The sequence below is a fragment of the Streptomyces sp. NPDC102360 genome (assembly GCF_044766085.1).
Taxonomy (GTDB): Bacteria; Actinomycetota; Actinomycetes; order Streptomycetales; family Streptomycetaceae; genus Streptomyces.
Genome location: NZ_JBIWLG010000001.1, coordinates 1,079,712 through 1,098,061 on the forward strand (window position 1 = coordinate 1,079,712; position 18,350 = coordinate 1,098,061).

The 18,350-nt window shown below is 69.9% G+C and carries 17 protein-coding genes; 4 read left to right on the forward strand and 13 right to left on the reverse strand.

Annotated features, from left to right (window positions below; all coding sequences use genetic code 11):
- Nucleotides 1-79: 79 nt before the first annotated feature.
- Genes ACIRHA_RS04900 through ACIRHA_RS04910 form a run of 3 tightly spaced genes read left to right on the forward strand, consistent with a single transcriptional unit; the run spans nt 80 to nt 2,339 of the window.
- Complete coding sequence (locus tag ACIRHA_RS04900) at nt 80-916, forward strand: mycofactocin-coupled SDR family oxidoreductase (RefSeq protein ID WP_403839872.1); 837 nt, start codon at nt 80-82, stop codon at nt 914-916.
- Nucleotides 913-2,103, forward strand: a complete 1,191-nt coding sequence (locus tag ACIRHA_RS04905) for a cytochrome P450 (protein WP_403839874.1) — start codon at nt 913-915, stop codon at nt 2,101-2,103. The genes ACIRHA_RS04900 and ACIRHA_RS04905 overlap by 4 nt, the downstream gene beginning before the upstream one ends.
- A gap of 2 nt (nt 2,104-2,105) precedes the next feature.
- Nucleotides 2,106-2,339 carry a ferredoxin gene (locus tag ACIRHA_RS04910; RefSeq protein WP_403839876.1) on the forward strand — a complete coding sequence of 78 codons (234 nt, stop codon included), beginning with the start codon at nt 2,106-2,108 and terminating at the stop codon, nt 2,337-2,339.
- Between the two features lie 89 nt (nt 2,340-2,428).
- On the opposite strand, the gene ACIRHA_RS04915 is transcribed toward ACIRHA_RS04910, so the two are convergent.
- The 10 genes from ACIRHA_RS04915 to ACIRHA_RS04960 all read right to left on the reverse strand — a co-directional run bounded on the left by ACIRHA_RS04915 (nt 2,429) and on the right by ACIRHA_RS04960 (nt 15,453).
- Nucleotides 2,429-3,169: a carboxymuconolactone decarboxylase family protein gene (locus ACIRHA_RS04915; RefSeq protein ID WP_403839878.1), complete on the reverse strand. Its 741-nt coding sequence runs from the start codon at nt 3,167-3,169 to the stop codon at nt 2,429-2,431.
- A 40-nt stretch (nt 3,170-3,209) separates the two neighbouring features.
- Nucleotides 3,210-4,715, reverse strand: coding sequence for an aldehyde dehydrogenase family protein (locus tag ACIRHA_RS04920; RefSeq protein ID WP_403839880.1), 1,506 nt, complete (start codon nt 4,713-4,715; stop codon nt 3,210-3,212).
- A gap of 140 nt (nt 4,716-4,855) precedes the next feature.
- Nucleotides 4,856-5,668, reverse strand: coding sequence for an SDR family oxidoreductase (locus ACIRHA_RS04925; RefSeq protein WP_403839882.1), 813 nt, complete (start codon nt 5,666-5,668; stop codon nt 4,856-4,858).
- A complete protein-coding gene (locus ACIRHA_RS04930; protein ID WP_403839884.1) occupies nt 5,665-6,450 on the reverse strand; it encodes an SDR family oxidoreductase in 786 nt (261 codons plus the stop codon). The genes ACIRHA_RS04925 and ACIRHA_RS04930 overlap by 4 nt, the downstream gene beginning before the upstream one ends.
- A 70-nt stretch (nt 6,451-6,520) precedes the next feature.
- Nucleotides 6,521-7,174 carry a TetR/AcrR family transcriptional regulator gene (locus tag ACIRHA_RS04935; protein ID WP_403839886.1) on the reverse strand — a complete coding sequence of 218 codons (654 nt, stop codon included), beginning with the start codon at nt 7,172-7,174 and terminating at the stop codon, nt 6,521-6,523.
- Between the two features lie 158 nt (nt 7,175-7,332).
- A complete protein-coding gene (locus tag ACIRHA_RS04940) occupies nt 7,333-9,987 on the reverse strand; it encodes a family 78 glycoside hydrolase catalytic domain (protein WP_403839888.1) in 2,655 nt (884 codons plus the stop codon).
- A gap of 38 nt (nt 9,988-10,025) precedes the next feature.
- Nucleotides 10,026-11,375, reverse strand: coding sequence for an MFS transporter (locus ACIRHA_RS04945; RefSeq protein WP_403839890.1), 1,350 nt, complete (start codon nt 11,373-11,375; stop codon nt 10,026-10,028).
- Nucleotides 11,376-11,471: 96 nt separating this feature from the next.
- The gene (uidA, locus tag ACIRHA_RS04950) at nt 11,472-13,289 is read right to left on the reverse strand and encodes a beta-glucuronidase (protein ID WP_403839893.1); all 1,818 of its coding nucleotides are present in this window, start codon (nt 13,287-13,289) and stop codon (nt 11,472-11,474) included.
- 42 nt (nt 13,290-13,331) lie between these two features.
- Complete coding sequence (locus ACIRHA_RS04955) at nt 13,332-14,162, reverse strand: SDR family NAD(P)-dependent oxidoreductase (protein ID WP_403839896.1); 831 nt, start codon at nt 14,160-14,162, stop codon at nt 13,332-13,334.
- Nucleotides 14,163-14,250: 88 nt separating this feature from the next.
- Nucleotides 14,251-15,453 (reverse strand): glycoside hydrolase family 1 protein, encoded by a 1,203-nt coding sequence (locus ACIRHA_RS04960; protein WP_403839898.1) that lies wholly within the window; start codon nt 15,451-15,453, stop codon nt 14,251-14,253.
- A gap of 182 nt (nt 15,454-15,635) precedes the next feature.
- Between ACIRHA_RS04960 and ACIRHA_RS04965 the strand changes: the two genes are divergently transcribed.
- Nucleotides 15,636-16,295, forward strand: a complete 660-nt coding sequence (locus ACIRHA_RS04965) for a TetR/AcrR family transcriptional regulator (RefSeq protein WP_403839900.1) — start codon at nt 15,636-15,638, stop codon at nt 16,293-16,295.
- A gap of 39 nt (nt 16,296-16,334) precedes the next feature.
- Here ACIRHA_RS04965 and ACIRHA_RS04970 read toward each other — a convergent pair whose 3' ends face one another.
- The 3 genes from ACIRHA_RS04970 to ACIRHA_RS04980 all read right to left on the reverse strand — a co-directional run bounded on the left by ACIRHA_RS04970 (nt 16,335) and on the right by ACIRHA_RS04980 (nt 17,908).
- A complete protein-coding gene (locus tag ACIRHA_RS04970) occupies nt 16,335-16,529 on the reverse strand; it encodes a hypothetical protein (RefSeq protein WP_403839901.1) in 195 nt (64 codons plus the stop codon).
- 387 nt (nt 16,530-16,916) lie between these two features.
- Nucleotides 16,917-17,759 carry an alpha/beta fold hydrolase gene (locus tag ACIRHA_RS04975; RefSeq protein ID WP_403839904.1) on the reverse strand — a complete coding sequence of 281 codons (843 nt, stop codon included), beginning with the start codon at nt 17,757-17,759 and terminating at the stop codon, nt 16,917-16,919.
- Nucleotides 17,756-17,908 carry a hypothetical protein gene (locus tag ACIRHA_RS04980; protein ID WP_403839906.1) on the reverse strand — a complete coding sequence of 51 codons (153 nt, stop codon included), beginning with the start codon at nt 17,906-17,908 and terminating at the stop codon, nt 17,756-17,758. The genes ACIRHA_RS04975 and ACIRHA_RS04980 overlap by 4 nt, the downstream gene beginning before the upstream one ends.
- Nucleotides 17,909-18,350: the final 442 nt, after the last annotated feature.

Consider the following 18,350-nt stretch of genomic DNA (forward strand, 5'->3'; position numbering starts at 1 on the left):
ACATTCGCCCCTTCGACCCCTCCGACTCTTCGGCCCCTTCACCCCTTCGACCCCTTCAACCCAGGAACGAGGTACACCCATGCCCGGACGTGTAGAAGGCAAAGTCGCATTCATCACCGGCGCGGCGCGAGGCCAGGGCCGCAGCCACGCGGTGCGGCTCGCCGAGGAGGGCGCCGACATCATCGCCGTCGACATCTGCAAGCCGCTCGACGGCGTCTCGTTCGCCATGTCCACCCCTGAGGACCTGCAGGAGACGGTCAGTCAGGTGGAGAAGCTCGGCCGCCGGATCGTCGCCGCAGAGGCCGACGTCCGCGACCACGACGCGCTGAAGGGTGCTGTCGACGACGGTGTGCGGCAGCTCGGACGGCTCGACATCGTGTGCGCCAACGCGGGGATCGGCAGCACCGGCGGGCGCATGCACGAGATGGACGAGAAGACCTGGCGCGACACGATCGACATCAACCTCACCGGCGTCTGGCAGACCGCCAAGGTGTCCATCCCGCACCTCATCGCCGGCGGCCGGGGTGGCTCGATCATCCTCACCAGCTCCGTCGGCGGCCTGCGCGGCCACGCCAACATCGGGCACTACATCGCCGCCAAGCACGGCGTCGTCGGACTGATGCGCACCCTGGCCTGGGAGCTCGGCGAGCACAACATCCGCGTGAACTCGCTGCACCCCTCCCAGGTCAACACACCCATGGTGATGCACGAAGGCACGTACAAAATGTTCCGCCCCGACCTGGAGAACCCCACCGTCGACGACTTCGCCGAGGCCTCGCAGGTCATGCACCTGCTGCCCGTCCCGTGGGTCGAGGCGCGCGACGTCAGCAACGCCGTCCTCTACCTCGCCTCCGACGAGGGCCGCTACGTCACCGGAAGCACGCAGACCATCGACGCGGGAGCCATGCTGAAATGACCACGGCAGAGACCCTCTCCTGGGACCCCTTCGACGCGACCCTCGCCCAGGACCCGTACCCACTCTACGCCCGCCTGCGCGAGGAAGCCCCGCTCTACCACAACGCGGAGCACGACTTCTACGCCGTCAGCCGGTACGCCGACTGCCAGAGCGGCCTCGCCGACTGGCAGACGTTCTCCTCCCGGCGCGGCGACATCCTGGAGATCATCCAGGCGAACGTCGACATCCCGCCCGGCACCCTCATCTTCGAGGACCCGCCCGTCCACGACATCCACCGGCGTCTCCTCGCCCGCGTCTTCACCCCGCGCCGGATCGCCCAACTCGAGCCGCAGATAAGGGCGTTCTGCGAGAGGGTCCTGGAACCCGTGACGGGAGCCGAGCGGTTCGACCTCGTCGAGACCGTCGGCGCCGAGATGCCGATGCGCGTCATCGGCATGCTCCTCGGTATCCCGGAGGCCGACCAGCCGACGTTCCGCGACCGTACCGACGCCACGCTCGACACGACGGGCCGTGGCAGGCTCGACCCCGACGAGATGCTGAACACCGACGGGCTCCAGGGGTACATCGACTGGCGCAAGAAGCATCCGTCCGACGACCTGATGACCGAGCTGATGACCGCCGAGTTCGAGGACGAGACGGGCAAGCGCCGTACCCTCACCGACGAGGAGGTCCTCACCTACTGCTCGGTGGTCGCGGGCGCGGGCAACGAGACGACGGGGCGCCTGATCGGCTGGTTCGGCGCGGTCATGGCCCGCTTTCCCGAGGCTCGGCGCGAGTTGGTGGCCGACCCGTCGCTGATCCCGAACGCCATCGAGGAGATCCTGCGCTTCGAGCCGACGGGCCCGTTCACCGCCCGCTATGTCACCAAGGACGTGGAGTTCCACGGCAGTACGGTGCCCGCCGGCAGCGCCATGCTCTTCATCCAGGCCGCCGCCAACCGCGACCCGGAGAAGTTCCCCGACCCGGACCGCTTCGACATCCACCGGGTCACCCAGCACATGTCGTTCGGCGTCGGCGCGCACTACTGCCTCGGCGCCGCCCTCGCCCGCCTGGAGGGAAGGGTGGCGGCGGAGGAGATCCTGCGGCGCTTCCCCGCGTGGGACGTGGACTGGGACGGCGCCGAGCTGGCCCAGACCTCGACCGTACGGGGCTGGAAGACGCTGCCGCTCGTCGTCCAGGGGGCCTGACCGTGGGGGACAGCTGGAAGGTCACGGTCGACCCGCGGTCCTGCGTCCGTACGGGCCTGTGCGCGGCGTCCGCGCCGAAGGAGTTCCGGCTCGACGAGAACGGCCAGGGCCGGGCGACCGCCGACACCCTGCCCGCCTCGGAGGAAGTCCTCGAAGTCGCCGAGTCCTGCCCGATGGAGGCGATCACGGTGGTCGTCGCGGGCACGGACGAGGCGGTCTTTCCACCGGATTCCTGAAGCCGGGCCGAAGCCGGTGCTCGTCGCGAAGACGGAACGCGCGGCGCATTTTCTGCGCCGCGCGTTCCGTGTGCCACGTTCCGCTCACATCAGGCGGGCTTGGCGGCCCACGCCGTCTCCACCGCGTCCGCGAGTGCGTCGCCCTTCGCGAAGCCGTAATAGGCGGCGAACTGCAGCACGATCTCGTCCATCTCCACCTTGGTGACATCCCCGGAGTGGAGCGCCGCGGTGACGTGCGAGCGCAGCGGGGTGGGCGAGTCGTCGAGTGCGACACAGGCGACGGTGACGATGCGGCGGTCCCTGCGGGCGAGGCCGGGGCGCTGCCAGACGTGCCCGAACACGAAGCTCAGAATGCCGGCGTGCCGGTACGGCGAGGTCGCCGGCGGGGCGGGCACCAGGTTGACGTCGACGAACTCCTGCACGCCACGCTCCAGCCGCTTCTCCGCGTCCGTCGGGCCGAGGGTGTCGTTGGCCAACTCCGGCCAGGGTGGGGTCTCTTCACCACGTTCTCGATGGATGCGGTCCCACTGGCGGCCGATGGCACCTTCGAGGTGGGAGGCCTTGGGCCAGCCGCAGTAGACGGCGAAGTGGAGCACGAACTCCAGCATCTCCTCCAGGCTGATGTCCCCGCCGGCGAGCGCCGCGTGGACCTGCTCCTCGATCGGCTCGGGCGCGTCCGCCGCGGCCACGCACGTGAGAGTGACCCAGCGCCGGTCCCGCCTGCTGAGGCCGGGCCGCGACCACACCTGCTCGTTGAGGAAGTGCTGCGATGCGCGGCCGAAGGGCGTGTCCGCGTAGGTGTCCGCATAGCTGTCGGGGCTGTCGTTCACGATGTCCTCCTGGGGCTGGGGACGTAGGGTCGCGGCGCCATCACGCGCGGATGAAGACGTTCTTGGTCTGCAGGAACTCGTACAGCCCCTCCTTGCCGCCCTCCCGCCCGTGACCGCTGTGCTTGTAGCCGCCGAACGGGGCGCCCGGAGGTTGCCCTGAGGCGCCGTTGACGTGCACGGTTCCTGCCTGCAGCTGCGGTACTAGGCGCTGCACCCGGGTCACGTCCCGCGAGTACAGGACGGCGCCCAGGCCGTACGGGGTGGAGTTGGCCAGCTGAACCGCCTGATCCTCCGTGTCGAACGGGATGATCGACAGGACAGGCCCGAACACCTCGTGCCGGGCGACCTCGCTGTCCGGGTCCACGTCGGCGAGGACCGTCGGCTCGATGTAGAAGCCGTCGCGGTTCTGCGGCGGGAGCGTGTCCGCGGCGACGGCGTGACCGCCGAGGACGAGCCGGCTGCTGCCGGCCGCCTTGTCGATCACCGCGAGGATCCGGTCCCGGGCCGCCGCACCGACCACGGGCCCGAGCGCGGTGGCCTGTTCGAAGGGGTCTCCGACGGTGAAGCCCGCCGCAGCCTGCGCGGCGGATTCGACGACGCGTTCGTACACATCGCGGTGGACCAGCAGACGCGTGGTCAGGTTGCAGCCCTGCCCGGTGAGGTTGAAGCAGGAGCGGACCGTTTCGGCGACGGCCGCGTCGAGGTCCGCGTCGGGGAACACCACGCTCGCCGTCTTGCCGCCGAGTTCGAGCAGTACCGGCTTGAGGGTGTGCCGGGCGGAGTCGAGGATCTTCTGCGCGGTCGGTATGCCGCCGGTGAAGGAGATCATGTCGACGTCGGGGTGGCGTACGAGGTGCTCTCCGGCCTCGGGTCCGCCGGGCAGGATGTGCAGCACCCCGGGCGGCAGCCCTGCCTCAAGCGCGATCTCCGCGAACCGCGCCACGGTGAACGGCGCGAGGTCGGGCGACTTGACGACGACACAGTTCCCGGCGGCGAGTGCGGGCGCGATCTTCATGCCGACCGACATGATCGGCCCGTTCCAGGTCAGGATGGCCCCGACGACGCCGTACGGCTCCGGGACGGTGTAGTCCAGCCCCGGCGCCATGATCGGGCTCGGCGGGATCGTCGCGCCCTCGATCTTGTCCGCCCACCCGGCGTAGTACCCGAACCACCCGGCGCACAGGTGGGCGAGCGCCGACGACATCATGATCGGCGCGCCGAGTTCGAGGGTCATGAGACGGCCGAGCTCGGGGACGCGGGCGAGCATCAGCTCTTCGATGCGTTGCAGGATGCGCCGCCGTTTGTCCGGCGACAGGGCCCGCCACTCGGGGTGGGCGGCCTTGGCGGCGGCCACCGCGTCGTCGACCTCGGGCGGACCTGACAGCAGGACGGAGCCGTTGACGCGTGCGGTCGCCGGGTTGATGTGGTCGACCGCGCCGAGGGATGTCTTGTCGAGCCAGGTGCCGTCGACGAGGGGGCCGGTGACGCCGAGTTCGGCAGGTTCACCGGTGGAATCGGGGGAGGAGATGGAGGCAGTTGTGGCCATGTCGATGTGCCGCCTGTTCGCGTCGTCGTTCGCCTACGGGTGAGCGGATACGTGGTGAACCGGGCTGTCTGGGGCCGTCCGGAGCAGTCCGGAGTCGTCCGTGGACGTCCGGAGCAGTCCGGAGCAGTCCTGGGACGGAGTCAGAGTCGGGTGACCCAGCCGCCGTCGACGCTGATCGTCTGCCCGTTGATCCACTCACCGGCCGGTGAGGCGAGCAGCAGGAGGGTACCGAGGAGATCTTCGGCGGGCGCGGACTTCTTGCCCGGGATGGCCGAGGCGAGGGCGGCGCGGGCGGGGTGGTCGGCGGGCAGGCTCTTGAATCCCGGCTCGTTCTCCACGAGGCCGGGAGCGATGGCGTTGACGTTGATGCCCAGCGGCCCCAGTGAACGGGCAAGCCCCACCGTGACGTTGACGAGAGCGAGCTTGCTCACGCCGTAGATACCGCCGCCCATGAAGGCGCCGGCCGACACCTGGTTGATGATCCGACCACCCCCGCGTTCGACCATCGACGCCTTGACCGCGCTCGCGCACACGACGGCGCCGAACACGTTCACGCGCATGACGCGGTCGAACCAGTCGCCCGGCAGGTCGAGGAGGTCGACCTGCGGGATGTCGGCCATCAACGCGGCGTTGTTGACGAGGATGTCGATCCCGCCGAAGGCGTCGGTCACCTGCCGGGCCATGGCGGCGGCCGAGTCCCGATCGGTGATGTCGACCCGCACACCAAGCGCGTGCAGACCGTCGGCGGACAGGGACTTGGCGGCCCGCTCGGCGCCCTCCGCGTCGAGGTCGGCGAGGACGACGCGCGCGCCGGCCTCGGCCAGGGCGCGGCCGTAGATCTGCCCGATGGCCCCGGCGCCGCCCGTGACGACGGCGACCTTGCCGTCCAGACTCATCCGGTCGAGGGCACTGTTCGCGGTGCTGTTCCCTGTGCTCTTCACTGTGCGGCTCATGGCGTGTCCTTGATCAGTCGGGACAGGTAGCGGTCGACGTCGGCTCCGAGCTCACGCAGCTCGTCGGCGGCTTCCGGTGCGGTGAGGATGAGGAATCGGTTCTCGCTGACGCCGTCGGCGACGAGCTCACCGACCGACTCGGCGTCCACCACGGGGAATTTCGGCCCCTTGGGCGGCGCCGGCTCTCCGTAGAACGTGATCTGCTCGACGATGTTGGTGGCCACGCCCGCCGGGCACAGGCACGAGACCCCGATGCCGCGCGGCCGCAGATACAGCGCCAGCGATTCGGAGAGGCCGACGAGGGCGTGCTTCGTCGCCGTGTACGGAAGCCGGTCGAATCCGTAGGGCAACAGGCCTGCTGTGGAAGCGGTGTTGACGACGTGTCCCGAGCCCTGCTCCAGGAGCACGGGCAGGAACACCAGGTTGCTGCGGACCACGCTCAGCAGGTTCACGTCGACCACGCGCTGCCACGCTTCCAGCGGGATGTCCTCGACAGGGCCGACCGCCAGAATGCCGACGTTGTTCATCACCAGGTCGACGCGGCCGAACCGGTCGAGCGCCAGATCACGGGCGGCCAGCAGATCGTCGAGGCTCGTGACGTCGCACGCGGCGGCGGCGCTCCCGTCCCCGAGCTCGTCGGCCACCGCCTTCGCCCGCTCGCCGTCGAGGTCGGTGACCACGACCCGGGCGCCGCGCCGGGCGAAGGAGTGCGCGGCGGCGCGCCCGATACCACTGCCGGCCCCGGTGACCACGGCGACGGCGTTGTGCAGATCGATGCTCATCGAACGACCGCTCCTTTGAGGGGATGTGGCGGCGAGGGTCAGGGACATCCACAGACGAAGGTCAGGACATCTACAGATGGATCGGCACCGCGGGTGGTGCGCCCGACGGGGACCTCCCGAGCGCGTCGAGCGTCGCGGAGGACGCCGGGGCCCGGAGGAATCCGACGATCCCGTCGAGCAGATCCTCCAGGTGCACGGCGAACGGCAACACCAGCTCGTGGCGGGCCCGGCTCTGCTCCCGCTCGGCCCCCGCCTGCACGCTGAACACCATCGCGTGCGCCACCCGGTGGGCGCGCAGTGGCTCGGGCAGGTGCGAGAGCAGCTCGCCGACGCGTTCACGGAACACACGCGTCGGGGCGTTCAACTCCGGCGGGAGGCGCTCCAGGACGTCCCGGCGGCGCTGCTGGTGCAACTTCGCCACGAAGCTCAGGTAGTGACTGCCCTCCCGCTCGCCCTGTTCGAGCACCGGCGCGACATGACACTCCACCCAGGTCCGCAGATCGAGGGGGTTCCGCTCGGCGACGAGCACGCGACGCCGTTCGTTCAGATCCCGCAACCGGTACTCGAAGATCGCCTGCACGAGCTGTTGTTTCGAGCCGAAGTGGTACTGCACCGCTGTGTTGTTGCCGTTCCCGGCGGCCGCGCTGATCTGCCGCAGTGAGGCCCCGTCGAGGCCGCGCTCGGCGAACAGCCGCTCGGCGGCCAGGACGATCTGCTCTTTCATGGACGGCTGCACCACAACACCACACCCCTTGGAGAGGTCGATTGCGCGCTGGCGAGAATGCCACTTCCACCTGACGGGAATCGAAACACGGCGATGAGGTGAAGTCAACTGCCTTAAACGGCAAAGGTGTTGCCCGGCGTCGTCGACCGCCGGTGCGGCTACGCCACGAGCCTGGTGGCGCTGAAGGTCCCGGGCGGGGCGGTCTCCGTGGTGCCGTCCGGGAAGACGACGCGCGCGGTGCTGCCTGGCGGGACCTCGACCGAGATGGTGAACTCGTCGCCTCTTACCCGCCATTCGACGGCGATCGTCCCGTGCGGGCTCTCGTGTGTGCCGCGCGCCCAGGTCACGGAGGGGTGCGGGACCGGCGCCACCTCGAACGACTCCCACGCGACCGATCCCGGCGCTTGGCGCAGGCCCAGTGTGTGGGTGTGCAGGAAGCGGACGACGGCGCCCTTGCTGTAGTGGTTCAGCGAGTCGTGGGCCTCGCCGCGCTCGTCGATGCCCTCCCAGTCCTCCCAGATCGTCGTCGCGCCGCGGTCCAGCATGTACAGCCAGGACGGGGCGGTGCGCTGGTACAGGAGCTCGTGGGCGACGTCCGTGTGGCCGGTGTCGCACAGCACGGGGAGCAGGTCGCCGGTGGCGAGGAACCCGGTGCCGAGGTGCGTGTCGGCGGCCCGGATCAGTTCCACCAGGCGGTCGGCGGCCGCCGAGCGCAGCCTGTCCGGGACGAGGTCCAGGGCCAGTGCCCGTACGTAGCCGGCCTGGGTGTCACCCGTGGTGTGTCCGTCGTGCGTGAGGAACTCGGTGCGCCAGGCATCGCGGACACGCTCGGCCGTCTCCGCGTACCGGGCGGCGTCCTCGGCGCGGCCGAGGACGCGCGCGACGCGGGCGAGGGTCGACGTCGAGCGGTACAGGAATGCCGTGCCGACCTCGCCCTTGTCGGCCATGAACCAGGCGACCGGGTCCGCCTTGACCGGGTCGATGCGGGAGCCGTCGGCGCCCTTCACCTTCGGCTCGGTCCACTCGCCCCAATGGAACGAGCCGTCCCAGAGGTACCGTTCGTGCGGCAGAGGCCGCGCTGAGCGCTCGGTGCGGGACGGGTGGCGTGCGGTGTCGGCGGTCGCCAGGGCCCAGTCGACCCAGCGCACCATCGCCTCCCAGTTCTCCGCGAGCACCTCCCGGTCGCCGTACGCCTCGTACAGCTCCCAGGGGACGGCGACGATCGCGTCGCCCCAGCCCGCCGAGCCGGTCATCATGGCGAACTGGTCGTCGAGATGATGCTTGATGCGGCGGCCGTCGGGCGAGAAGTTGGCGATCCGGCCGTCGGGCAGCTGGTCGTCGCGGACGGAGCGCAGCCATTTGCGGCTGAAGCCGAGGACGTCGTAGAGGCGCGTCGCGGTGGGGGCGAAGACCTGGTAGTCGCCGGTCCAGGCGAGGCGTTCGCGGGTCGGGCAGTCGGTGGGGACGTCGACGGCGTTGCCGCGGAAGCTCCAGTCGGCCACCTCGTGCAGGCGGTTGAGGTCGTCGTCGCCGCACGCGAAGGTGCCGGTGCGGCGCAGGTCGGTGTGGACGACGCGCATGGCGATGCTCGCCGGGTCGAGCGGGACGCCGTTCTCGCGGCTGATGCGTGCGTACTGGAAGCCGTGGACCGTGTGGCGTGGTTCGAATGTCTCGTCGCCGCCCGCGGAGACGACCTCGTCGCGCTGGACGAAGGGGGCCAAGTCGTCGCCGGGCAGGAAGGAGTCGAGGTGGTCGGTCGACAGGTCGCCGTCGGTGCCGAGGTACTCGCCGTAGTCGACGACCGTGCGGGTGCCCGCTGGGCCGAGGTCGCCCAGGGTGATCCAGCCGGAGGCGTTCTGGCCGAAGTCGGCGATCCACAGGCCGTCGTCGAGCTGTGTGACGGAGCGCGGCGGGCGTGTCTCGACGGCGCGTATGGGCGGCGCGGGCGACCAGGTGACCGGGGGTGCCGCGACCTTGTCGACGAGGACCGGCCTTGCGGGGCCGGGGTGGGTCCCGAAGTCGGTCATCTGGCCGTCCATGAGGTCGGCCCGGGTGATCGCCGACGCGGCGCTTGTCCAGGTCTCGTCGGTCCGGACGATCTGGCGTACACCGTCCTCGTACAGGAGGTGCAGTTCGGCGCGCGCGCCGAGGACCGTCCCCCAGTCGGCGGGGCGGCGGAACGCGCCGACCTGACCCCGGTACCAGCCGTCCGAGAGCGTGATCTCAAGGCGGTTGCCGCCCGCGCGGATGGCCGGTGTGACGTCTGTGGCCTGGGCGTGGAGCGTGCGGTCGTAGGAGGTGGAGCCGGGGGAAAGTTCGGCGGTGCCGGCGCGTTCGCCGTTCACCGATGCCTCGTAGACGCCGAGTGCCGTCGCGTAGAGGCGTGCAGAACGCAGGCCGGGCCGCGCCTCGAATCCGGTGGACAGTGTGTGGGCCGGGCGTTGGCCGTAGCCGGGGTCGGTGGCGGGATCTGCCGGGGATATCCAGTGCGCGCGCCAGTCGTCGTCCAGGAGACCGACCTCGAAGGCGCTCCACTGCGACCACGTGGAGCGGTCCTCACGGTTCTCGCGGACCCGCCAGGTCACCTGTTGACCACTGCGCAACGAAGCCCACGGCCAGGGCAGGAACAGGTGTTGACCGAGCGAGGCCGTTGCTGTGGGCTGTGCCTCGCCGTCGACGAGGCACTCCAGGACGTAGTCCGTCGGGTGGTGGGCCTCCAGCGGCGGCTTCCAGGACAGGCGGGGCGCGGATCCCGACACGGTGAACTGGTCGCCGCCACTGTCGATGTGCAGGTCGTACGGTGCGTTGTTCATGGTCTTCCTTGTGGAAAGTGAGGTACTGAACTGCCTTTTCACCGCACCGACTTGACCTTCGTAAAGATGATCAGGCCGCCGGCGAGCGCGAACACCGCCCCGATCAGATACAGCAGTGTGTAGTTCTTCTCGCCGCCCGTGGCACCGACGGTGATGACGAGCGGCGCGATGAGCGGGGCGAGAGCGCTGGGAATCTTCTGCGCGAACGCGACGACCGCGAGGTAGCGTCCTGCCTGGGCGCGGTCCGGGAGGATCGCGAACACGATGGCCTGGTCCACGGCGGCGAACACGGCGATGGCGAGCTGCATCAGGACGGCACCGGCGACGAGTTGGGGCAGCGAATGGGCGAACGCCTCGGTGAAGGCCCCGGCGACGAAGATCGCGGCCCCGATGAGGGTGAACAGCTTGCGGCGGCCGAGCTTGTCGGAGAGGAAGCCGCCCGCGATGGCGCCGCCCGTGGCGGCGAGGACCCCGACGATGCCGATGGACGCCACGACACCCGCGACCTCCTTGATGGGGAGGTCGAGCCGCTGGGCGTAGAAGAAGGTGCCGAACGTGGTGTTGAAGTACAGGCCCATGAAGAAGATGAAGCGGCCGAGCCAGTTCCAGCCGAAGTCCGGGTAGGTGCGTGGATTGAACCCGTAGCTGGCGACCAGGCTCTTGACCGTCACCCCGCCGCTGGTGTGCACGAGCCCACGCGAGTCGCCCTCGGGCCTGAAGACCGGGAACAGGACCAGCAGGATCGTGCCGACGACACCCGGCACCAGGAACACCAACAGGGTGCTGGAGGCCACGGTGTACGCGATCCCGATGCCGACCACCGGCGCGATCTGGGTACTGACACCGGCCAGCGCCGAGACACGGCCGCGCTGCTCCTCGGGTATGCGGTCCGCCTGGACGTTCTGGACGGCCTGCCCGGCGGTGGACCAGCCGACCATTCCGACGACCCACGCGAGGCCCACCAGAAGGACACTCGGCGCGACGGCGATGCCGACGAGCGCGACGAGGCCGAGGGCCGCGCCGAGCAGCATGAACGGAGTCCTGCGGCCCAGGCGGGAGCGTGCGCGGTCGCTCCAGAGTCCGATCAGCGGGCTGAGGACCAGGTAGACGAACTGCGCGGACCCCGTGACGTAGCCGAGCCGTTCCTCGTGTCCGGGGGCGAGGTCGGAGATGCGCAGGGCCAGGGAGTACGACAGCGGGACCATCAGGGCGAGCGAGGCCCCGAAATTGCCGATCGCCATCCAGGCGATGTAGCCGGCGCCGACCTTCTGCAGTGGTGGTGCCTCGATCTCGGGAGCGGCGGTGCCGGCGGGCTCCGCTCCGTCACTCCGTGCCGGGTCGGCCGGCGGTGTGCCTGCCACGGTGGTGTCCCGCTCGTCTTGCGGCATGTGGACTCCTTCGTCACATGATGGCCGGGTGGCTCGGCGGTTGCGGGTGCTGCGGCCAACTGATGCTGGAACGATTCAACGGGGCGTGCGGCAGCGTCAGTTGGCCGTGTCCTGGCCGCCCGGCTTGTGCCCGTCCAGGCCGCGCCAGCGACGTCGGAGGGAGAAGGCGGCCGACTTCGGCTTGCGGTCGCGGGTGAACACGCCCTTCTTGTTGCCGTCCACGCGGTGGATACCGGCCGAGGTCTGGAAGTCGGCGAAGTTCCACACGTGTTCACCGACGAACTCGGGGATGCGGTCGAAGACCCGGTGGTACATGGCGAGGAAGTCGCTCTGGTACTCCTCGCTCCACGGGGCGTCCCAGACGGAGTGCACGCCGGGCTGGGTGTCGGCGCCGTACTCGGACATCATCACCGGCTTGCCGAAGCGCTCGGCCCAGCCCCGGAGGTCCTTCTCCAGGTACTGCTCGGCGGTCGCGAGGTCGCCGGTGAACAGGTACCAGCCGTAGTAGCGGTTGATGCTCAGCACGTCGAACAGGTCGCCGATCTTGTCGTTCTGCGGTGTCGCGAACATGACGGCGGCGTAGGTGAGGGGGCGGGTCGGGTCGAGTTTGCGGGTGAGTTCGACGAGCGGCTCGAAGTACTCGCGGGCGCCTTCCTCATTGGAGGCCGGTTCGTTGGCGAGGCACCACATCACCACGCTGGGATGGTTCTTGTCCCGCTCGATCAACTCCCGCAGATGCTGGGCGTGTACGTCGCGGGTGACGCCGCCGAAGTTCTCCGGCGCGAACGTCGGGGTCGGCGGGATGCCGGTGAGGCCGCCCTGGACACCCAGGTTGAGGCCGACGGCGGCGGTCTCGTCGATGACGACGATGCCGTGGCGGTCGGCGAAGTCGAGGACCTCCTCCGCGTACGGGTAGTGGGAGGTGCGGAAGGAGTTGGCGCCGGTCCATTCCATGAGCTGGAAGTCGTGGACGAGGTAGGCGTCGTCGTGACCCTTGCCGCGCACGGACGTGTCCTCGTGCTTGCCGAAGCCGGTGAAGTAGAACGGTTCGCCGTTGATGAGGAACTGTGTGCCACGGACCTCGACGGTGCGCACGCCGAACGGCTGGGTGCAGCTGTCCGTCGGCCGCCCGTCGTCGGCGACGAGCTCCACCACGAGGTCGTAGAGGTAGGCGGCGCCGGGCTGCCAGAGAGTGACGTCCTCGATGCGGAACGCGCCCTCGGGCCCGTGCGCCTCGGCCACGGTCACGCCTGTTTCGTCGACCGCGCGTACCTGGACGTCGGCCCTCTCGATTGCCTCGCCGGCGACCGAGACGCGGTACTCGACGATCCCGGCCGCGCCGTCCCGGCCGGTGGTGACCGTGACGTCCTCGACGAACGTCTTCGGTGTGCTGCACAGCCGGACCGGGCGTGCGATGCCGGCGTAGTTGTAGAAGTCGTGCAGGTACGACTGGCGTTCCCGGCCGTCCGGGCCGGTGGTGACGGTGCCCGGCGGGACCGTCTCGTTCGTCAGCCGGTTGTCGACGCCGACGGTGAGCCGGAACTCGGCGCCGGGGGCGACGATTCCGGTCAGGTCCGCCTCGAACGGGGTGTAGCCGCCGCTGTGTTCGGCGACGAGCCGGTCGTCCGCATAGACCCGAGCGGCGTGGGTGACGGACCCGAAACGCAGGACCACGCGCTCTCCGGCCCAGCCGCGCGGTATCCGTACATCGCGCTGGTACCAGACGATCCCGACGTGGTCCCGTATCTCCGGATCCACGAACAGGTCGTTGTAACTGGCGGGAACGGGGGCTTCGAGGCGCGAGTCGAGGCGGGTCGTCCACGGGGTGGCGCCGACGCGGGTGTCGAGGGCGAACCGCCAGAGCCCGTCGAGGCCGACGAGGTCGCGGGTGGGGCTGGTGCGGGGCGAAAGCATGGGTCTCCTACGCGTCGGTGGGGCGGAACGGGGCGCGTGGTGTCAGGCCGTTTCGCCGGCGTCGGCGAGGAGCGTGCTGCCGGTCATGAAGGCCGAGAGGTCGCTGGCGCAGAACAGCACCACGCGGGCGACGTCGTCGGGCACGCCGAGCCGGCCGAGGATGGTCGGCTGCATCACGGACATGAGGTGGGAGACCTCGGCGGGATCGCTGACCCCGGCAGCCGCCATGTTCCCCTCGGTCGGTACGAAGGTCGGCGCGACGCCCAGCACGCGAATGCCCATCGGGGCGAATTCCAGGGCGAGTTGGCGTGTTAGGCCGCGTGTCGCGTGCTTGGAGCCGACGTACGCCGCGAGTCCGGGCGCCGTCCCCCGGAAGCCGGCGGTGGAGACGACGTTGACGATGACGCCCCCGTGACCGGCATCGCTCATCCGGCGAGCGGCCTCCTTCGCGCCGAGGAAGACACCGCGCGCGTTCACGGCGAACACCTGGTCCCAGGTCTCGGCGGACATGTCGAGGGCGGGCACGCTGGGGAAGATCCCGGCGTTGTTGACCCAGATGTCGATCCCGCCCAGTTCCCGCACCGCGAGGTCGGCTGTCGCGGCCACGTCGTCGGGATCGGTGACATCCACGCGCACGCCCAGCGCCGCGCCCCTGCGACGGGCGTTGAGGTCCTCGGCAGCGGCGGTGGCACGTTCCTGGTCGAGGTCGGCGACGAGCACGTCCGCACCGGCTTCCACCAGGCGCTCGGCGACGGCCCGGCCGAGGCCCTGTCCTGCGCCGGTCACGACGGCGCGGCGCCCGGACAGCGAGATGAGTTCGGCCAGCGGGCGGGACGAGACATCGGGTACGGCTATGGGAGCGGATTCCTGCACGGGGTGTCCTTCCGGTGGCGATGCCGGTTCGGTGGTGTCGGCTCGGTGATGCCGGTTCGGTGATGCCGGCTCGGCTCGGGCGGTGCGGTCAGCCGCGTGCGCGGCGAGCGGTCTCGCCGAGCCAGGCCAGGCTCGGCTTCGGGCGGCGCTCGAAGGTCTCGCGGTCGACCTCGATCAGGCCGAACGTCGGTTCCCAGTGCCCCCACTCGTAGTTGTCGAGCAGGCTCCAGTGCAGGTAGCCGCGTACATCGGCGCCCTCAGCCATCGCCGCTCCAAGATGTTGGAGTGCCTCGCCGGTGTACGCGATGCGGCGGGTGTCGTCGTGGGTGGCGATGCCGTTCTCGGTGACCAGGATCGGCAGGCCGCCGGTGACCTCGACGGTGTGCCGGACGGCGATGGCGAGGGCGTCGGGCCGGTAGGCGGTGCCGACGAGGGTGTTGTCCGGGTGCTGCGGGTGGGGCTCGGTCCCGTCAGGGCCCACCCACTGGGCGGAGTAGGACTGCACGCCGACGAAGTCGTCTCCGCGCGAACCCTCCAGGTACAGGTCCTCCCAGATGTACTCCAGCTCGCGCTTCTTCTCCTGCGCGCCCGGTCGGGCGACGAAGGCGCGGTTGGCGACGGTCCAGCCGACCTTGGCGCCGGTGCGTTCGCGCAGCACTTCACGGGCGGCGTGGTGGGCTTCGACGAGCCGTTCGCCGATCTTCACGTCGGGCGCGGGGAGTGGAGGCCGTGGGCCCTCGTTGTCGACGGTGGGGCTCTGCCACTCGCCGGTCTCCTGCCGGCTCTGCATGGCCTGGGCCATGCCGACCATGATGGCGAGCATGTTCGGCTCGTTCATGGTGACGACCCATTCGACACCGTCGAGGATCGGGGCGACCGCCTCGACGTACGCCCGGAACCGGTCGATCGCGTTCTCGCCGAGCCAGCCGCCCTCCTGCGCGAACCAGAGCGGGCTGGTGAAGTGGTGCAGTGTCACCACCGGGGTCAGTCCGAGCTCGACGGCCGTCTCGATCATGCGGCGGTAGTGGGCGAGTTCGGCCCGCGAGACATGTCCGGGAACGGGCTCGATCCGGGCCCACTCGATGCCGAAGCGGTAGGCGTCGAGCCCGGCGTCGGCGAGCAGCCGCATGTCCTCGCGGTAGCGGTGATAGCTGTCGCAGGCGTCGCCGCTGCGCTCCATGCCGGGCACGCGTCCCTCGCTCGCCCAGAAGTCGTTGTTGAGGTTGTTGCCCTCGATCTGGTGCGGTGCGGTGGAGGCTCCCCAGAGGAACCCGGCAGGGAATCCGGGCATGCGTTGGGTCATCGTCGACTGCCTTCCGGGGGCGTGGAACCGCGCGACACCAACGGTTACCATGCGGTTGGTTTTCGTTCGGAACGTAGACCGAGATCGCGAACGCCGGGAAGACTGTCGACCGGGTTCGTCATCAGACCGTTACGTGAAGGCATGTGAGCAGAGGGATGAGGGAGCGCACCGTGAGCCAGGTGAAAGCGCGCGGGCCGTACGCCAAGACGGCGGCCCGCCGGGCGGAGATCGTACGGGCGGCGCGGGACAGCTTCGCCGAACACGGCTTCAGCCAGGCCTCCCTGCGGGGCATCGCGGAGCGGGCCGGCATCACGCATGCCGGACTCCTGCACCACTTCCACAACAAGGACGACCTGCTCGCGGCGGTCCTTGCCGAACGCGACACCGAGGAGTGGCAGTACGGTGTGTCGCACGTGGCAGGCATGGACGAGCTCGGCCCGTATCTCGGCGAACTCCTGCGCCGCCACCAGGAGTTGCCGGAGCTGATGCGCCTGTGGATCGAACTCGCAGCGGCCGCCTCGCGCCCGGACCATCCCGCGCATGACTACTTCGCACAGCGCTATGACTTGGTGCGCACGAACTTCGCCCATGGCATGCAGGAGAAGGCGGAGCGCGGTGATCTCCACAGCGGCCTCGCCCCCGAGCACGCGGCGACACTTCTCCAGGCCGTCCTCAACGGCCTTCAGCTGCAATGGCTGTTGGACCAGGACCTCGACATCGTCGGGCCGGCGCGCGCGTTCCTGGACCTGGTCTTCCAGGGGGAGGGGACCGGCGGGCCGGGAGGCGGCGGCAGTCGTCCTGCCGCCGACCGCGACAATGCCCCGGGCTGATCTCGTGCTGTCGAGGAGGATCGGCTCGGATCGTCTACGTCACTTGAGTGCGCCGGCCCCGATGCCCCGCACGATGTGCCGTTGAGCGAGCAGGTGGAACACGACGACCGGGACGATGGAGATCGCGGTCGCCGCGAGCATGATCTGCTGTTGAGGAGTGTCCACCGAGCTGAAGCTCGTCAGCCCTCGCTGGACCGGCATCAGCTTGTTGTCGTGGAAGACCACGAGGGCCATGAGGTATTCGCCCCGACGGGCCTTGACAGTCCGGGTGGGTCGCCTGGTGTTGCGGGCGAGCGGGCTGCTGCCCCGTCTTCCTTGGTACGCCTCGGTCCAGGACGCCTGGGAGGGAGTGCCGTCCCAGCCACGGCCGAAGGGCGGCACATCGGAGGAGCCGGTCTAGTGCGCGGCGGGACCCTGGCCGCGTCTCCGTGAACGCTCCGACGTCGTACGTGGAGTGCTGACGGCAGTAGCCGTGGATTCACGGGACATGGGCGGGAAGAAGGAAGAAGCGGCCTGGACGACTTCGGTTGGGAATCGTGCCGATCGCGGGCGCACGGCCGGATCGCGCCTCCGGCGTTCACTGCCGCCTGGGGGCCAGGTCCGGCCGGCACGCGTAGTCCTTCACCCGAGCGCGAGCATCGCCTCGGTGACCTCGCCGACCGCCGCGTCGGGGACGGCGGTGGCAGCCTCCTCGAGGACGAGCAGCCGTGCCCCGCGGATCTCGCGTGCGATCGCCTCGCCGTTGCCGACGGGGAAGAACGGGTCGCGGCGGCCGTGGACGACGAGCGTCGGCACCTCGATCCCGGGCAGGCGCTCGCGCCAGCGGGGTGTGCAGTCGAGTCTGGAGAAGACCATGCCCAACTGGTTGGCCATCTGGACCTGCGGGCCGGTGCCCGGCGTGCGGTCCCAGATACGCGCAGCGATCGCGTGTGCGGCCACGGGGTCGTTGCCGAGGATCTCCGCGCCGGCGGCGGCGAACTCCGCAACCGCCTCACGGTCGCCCCAATCGGGCATCTGACGCGTGAACAGCCGACTCATCGTCGCCTGGTCATGGTCGGGGAGGTCATCGTCGATCGGGCCAGGGGCAACCGCGCGGGTGCCTACCAGGGTGAGCGCCGAGAACGCGCCCGGATAGTCGAGCACGGCCACCTGGGCGACCATCCCGCCGACTCCGATCCCCGCGAGGTGCGCAGGCCCTCCGCCGAGCATGTCAACAAGGTCGGCCGCGTCGGCGGCGAGGTCGCGCAGGGTGTAGTCGGGCGCCTCCGGGTCCGTCGTCGTCGATTCCCCGCTGTCGCGCAGGTCGTAGCGCACCACCCGGTGCCCGCCGGCGGCGAGGCGCTCGCACAGTGCGTCGGGCCAGGAGAGCATCGTCGTACCACCCGCGAGCAGGACGAGTGGGGCGTCGTCGTCGCCGAACGACTCGATGCCCAAGACGATCTCATTGGCTTTTACGGTGGTCATCGGGTCTCCGGAAGATGTCGTAGGTCAGGCGCGTCGCGGGCGATGTCGAGGGCCTCGTCTCCGCTGCCCAGACCGTGGTCCGGGCAGCGGGCGGGCACGGCGCCGAAGCCGTCGAGCGGTACCGAGACGTCAGCGCGGGTTCGCGTCATGCCAGGGCAGACTCGATCCGCCGCCCAAATTCATCGTGCCCGACTTCTCAGGGCGACCCACTGGCGTCGTCTGCGGGGGCCGGCCCGCGGTTCGGGAGGCCGCCGCCGCCCAGCCGCGTCCGGGATGTTGAGCGGATCCCTCACGTACGGTCTGGTGAACGGGTTCCTCTCTTGTGCCCACTCGCAAGGACCGCCGCGTGCGGGAAGCGGGCAGAGCAGCTGTGTCGGGCACCGCCTGATTGAGGGCAACCGACACGGCTCTCGGGGTCTTTGCACTGCTGCTGTAGCCGCCGGTCGCCGCCAAAGGGGCCTGCCGCTGGGTTCAGCGTGTGCGATCCTCGACAACCTCTCCGCCGCCCGAGTACAGGCCGACTGACTCAGTTCAACTGGCGTCTATTTCGCTGAGGAGACCTCACTGACCACCCGTGCCGAAAGGCGCCGG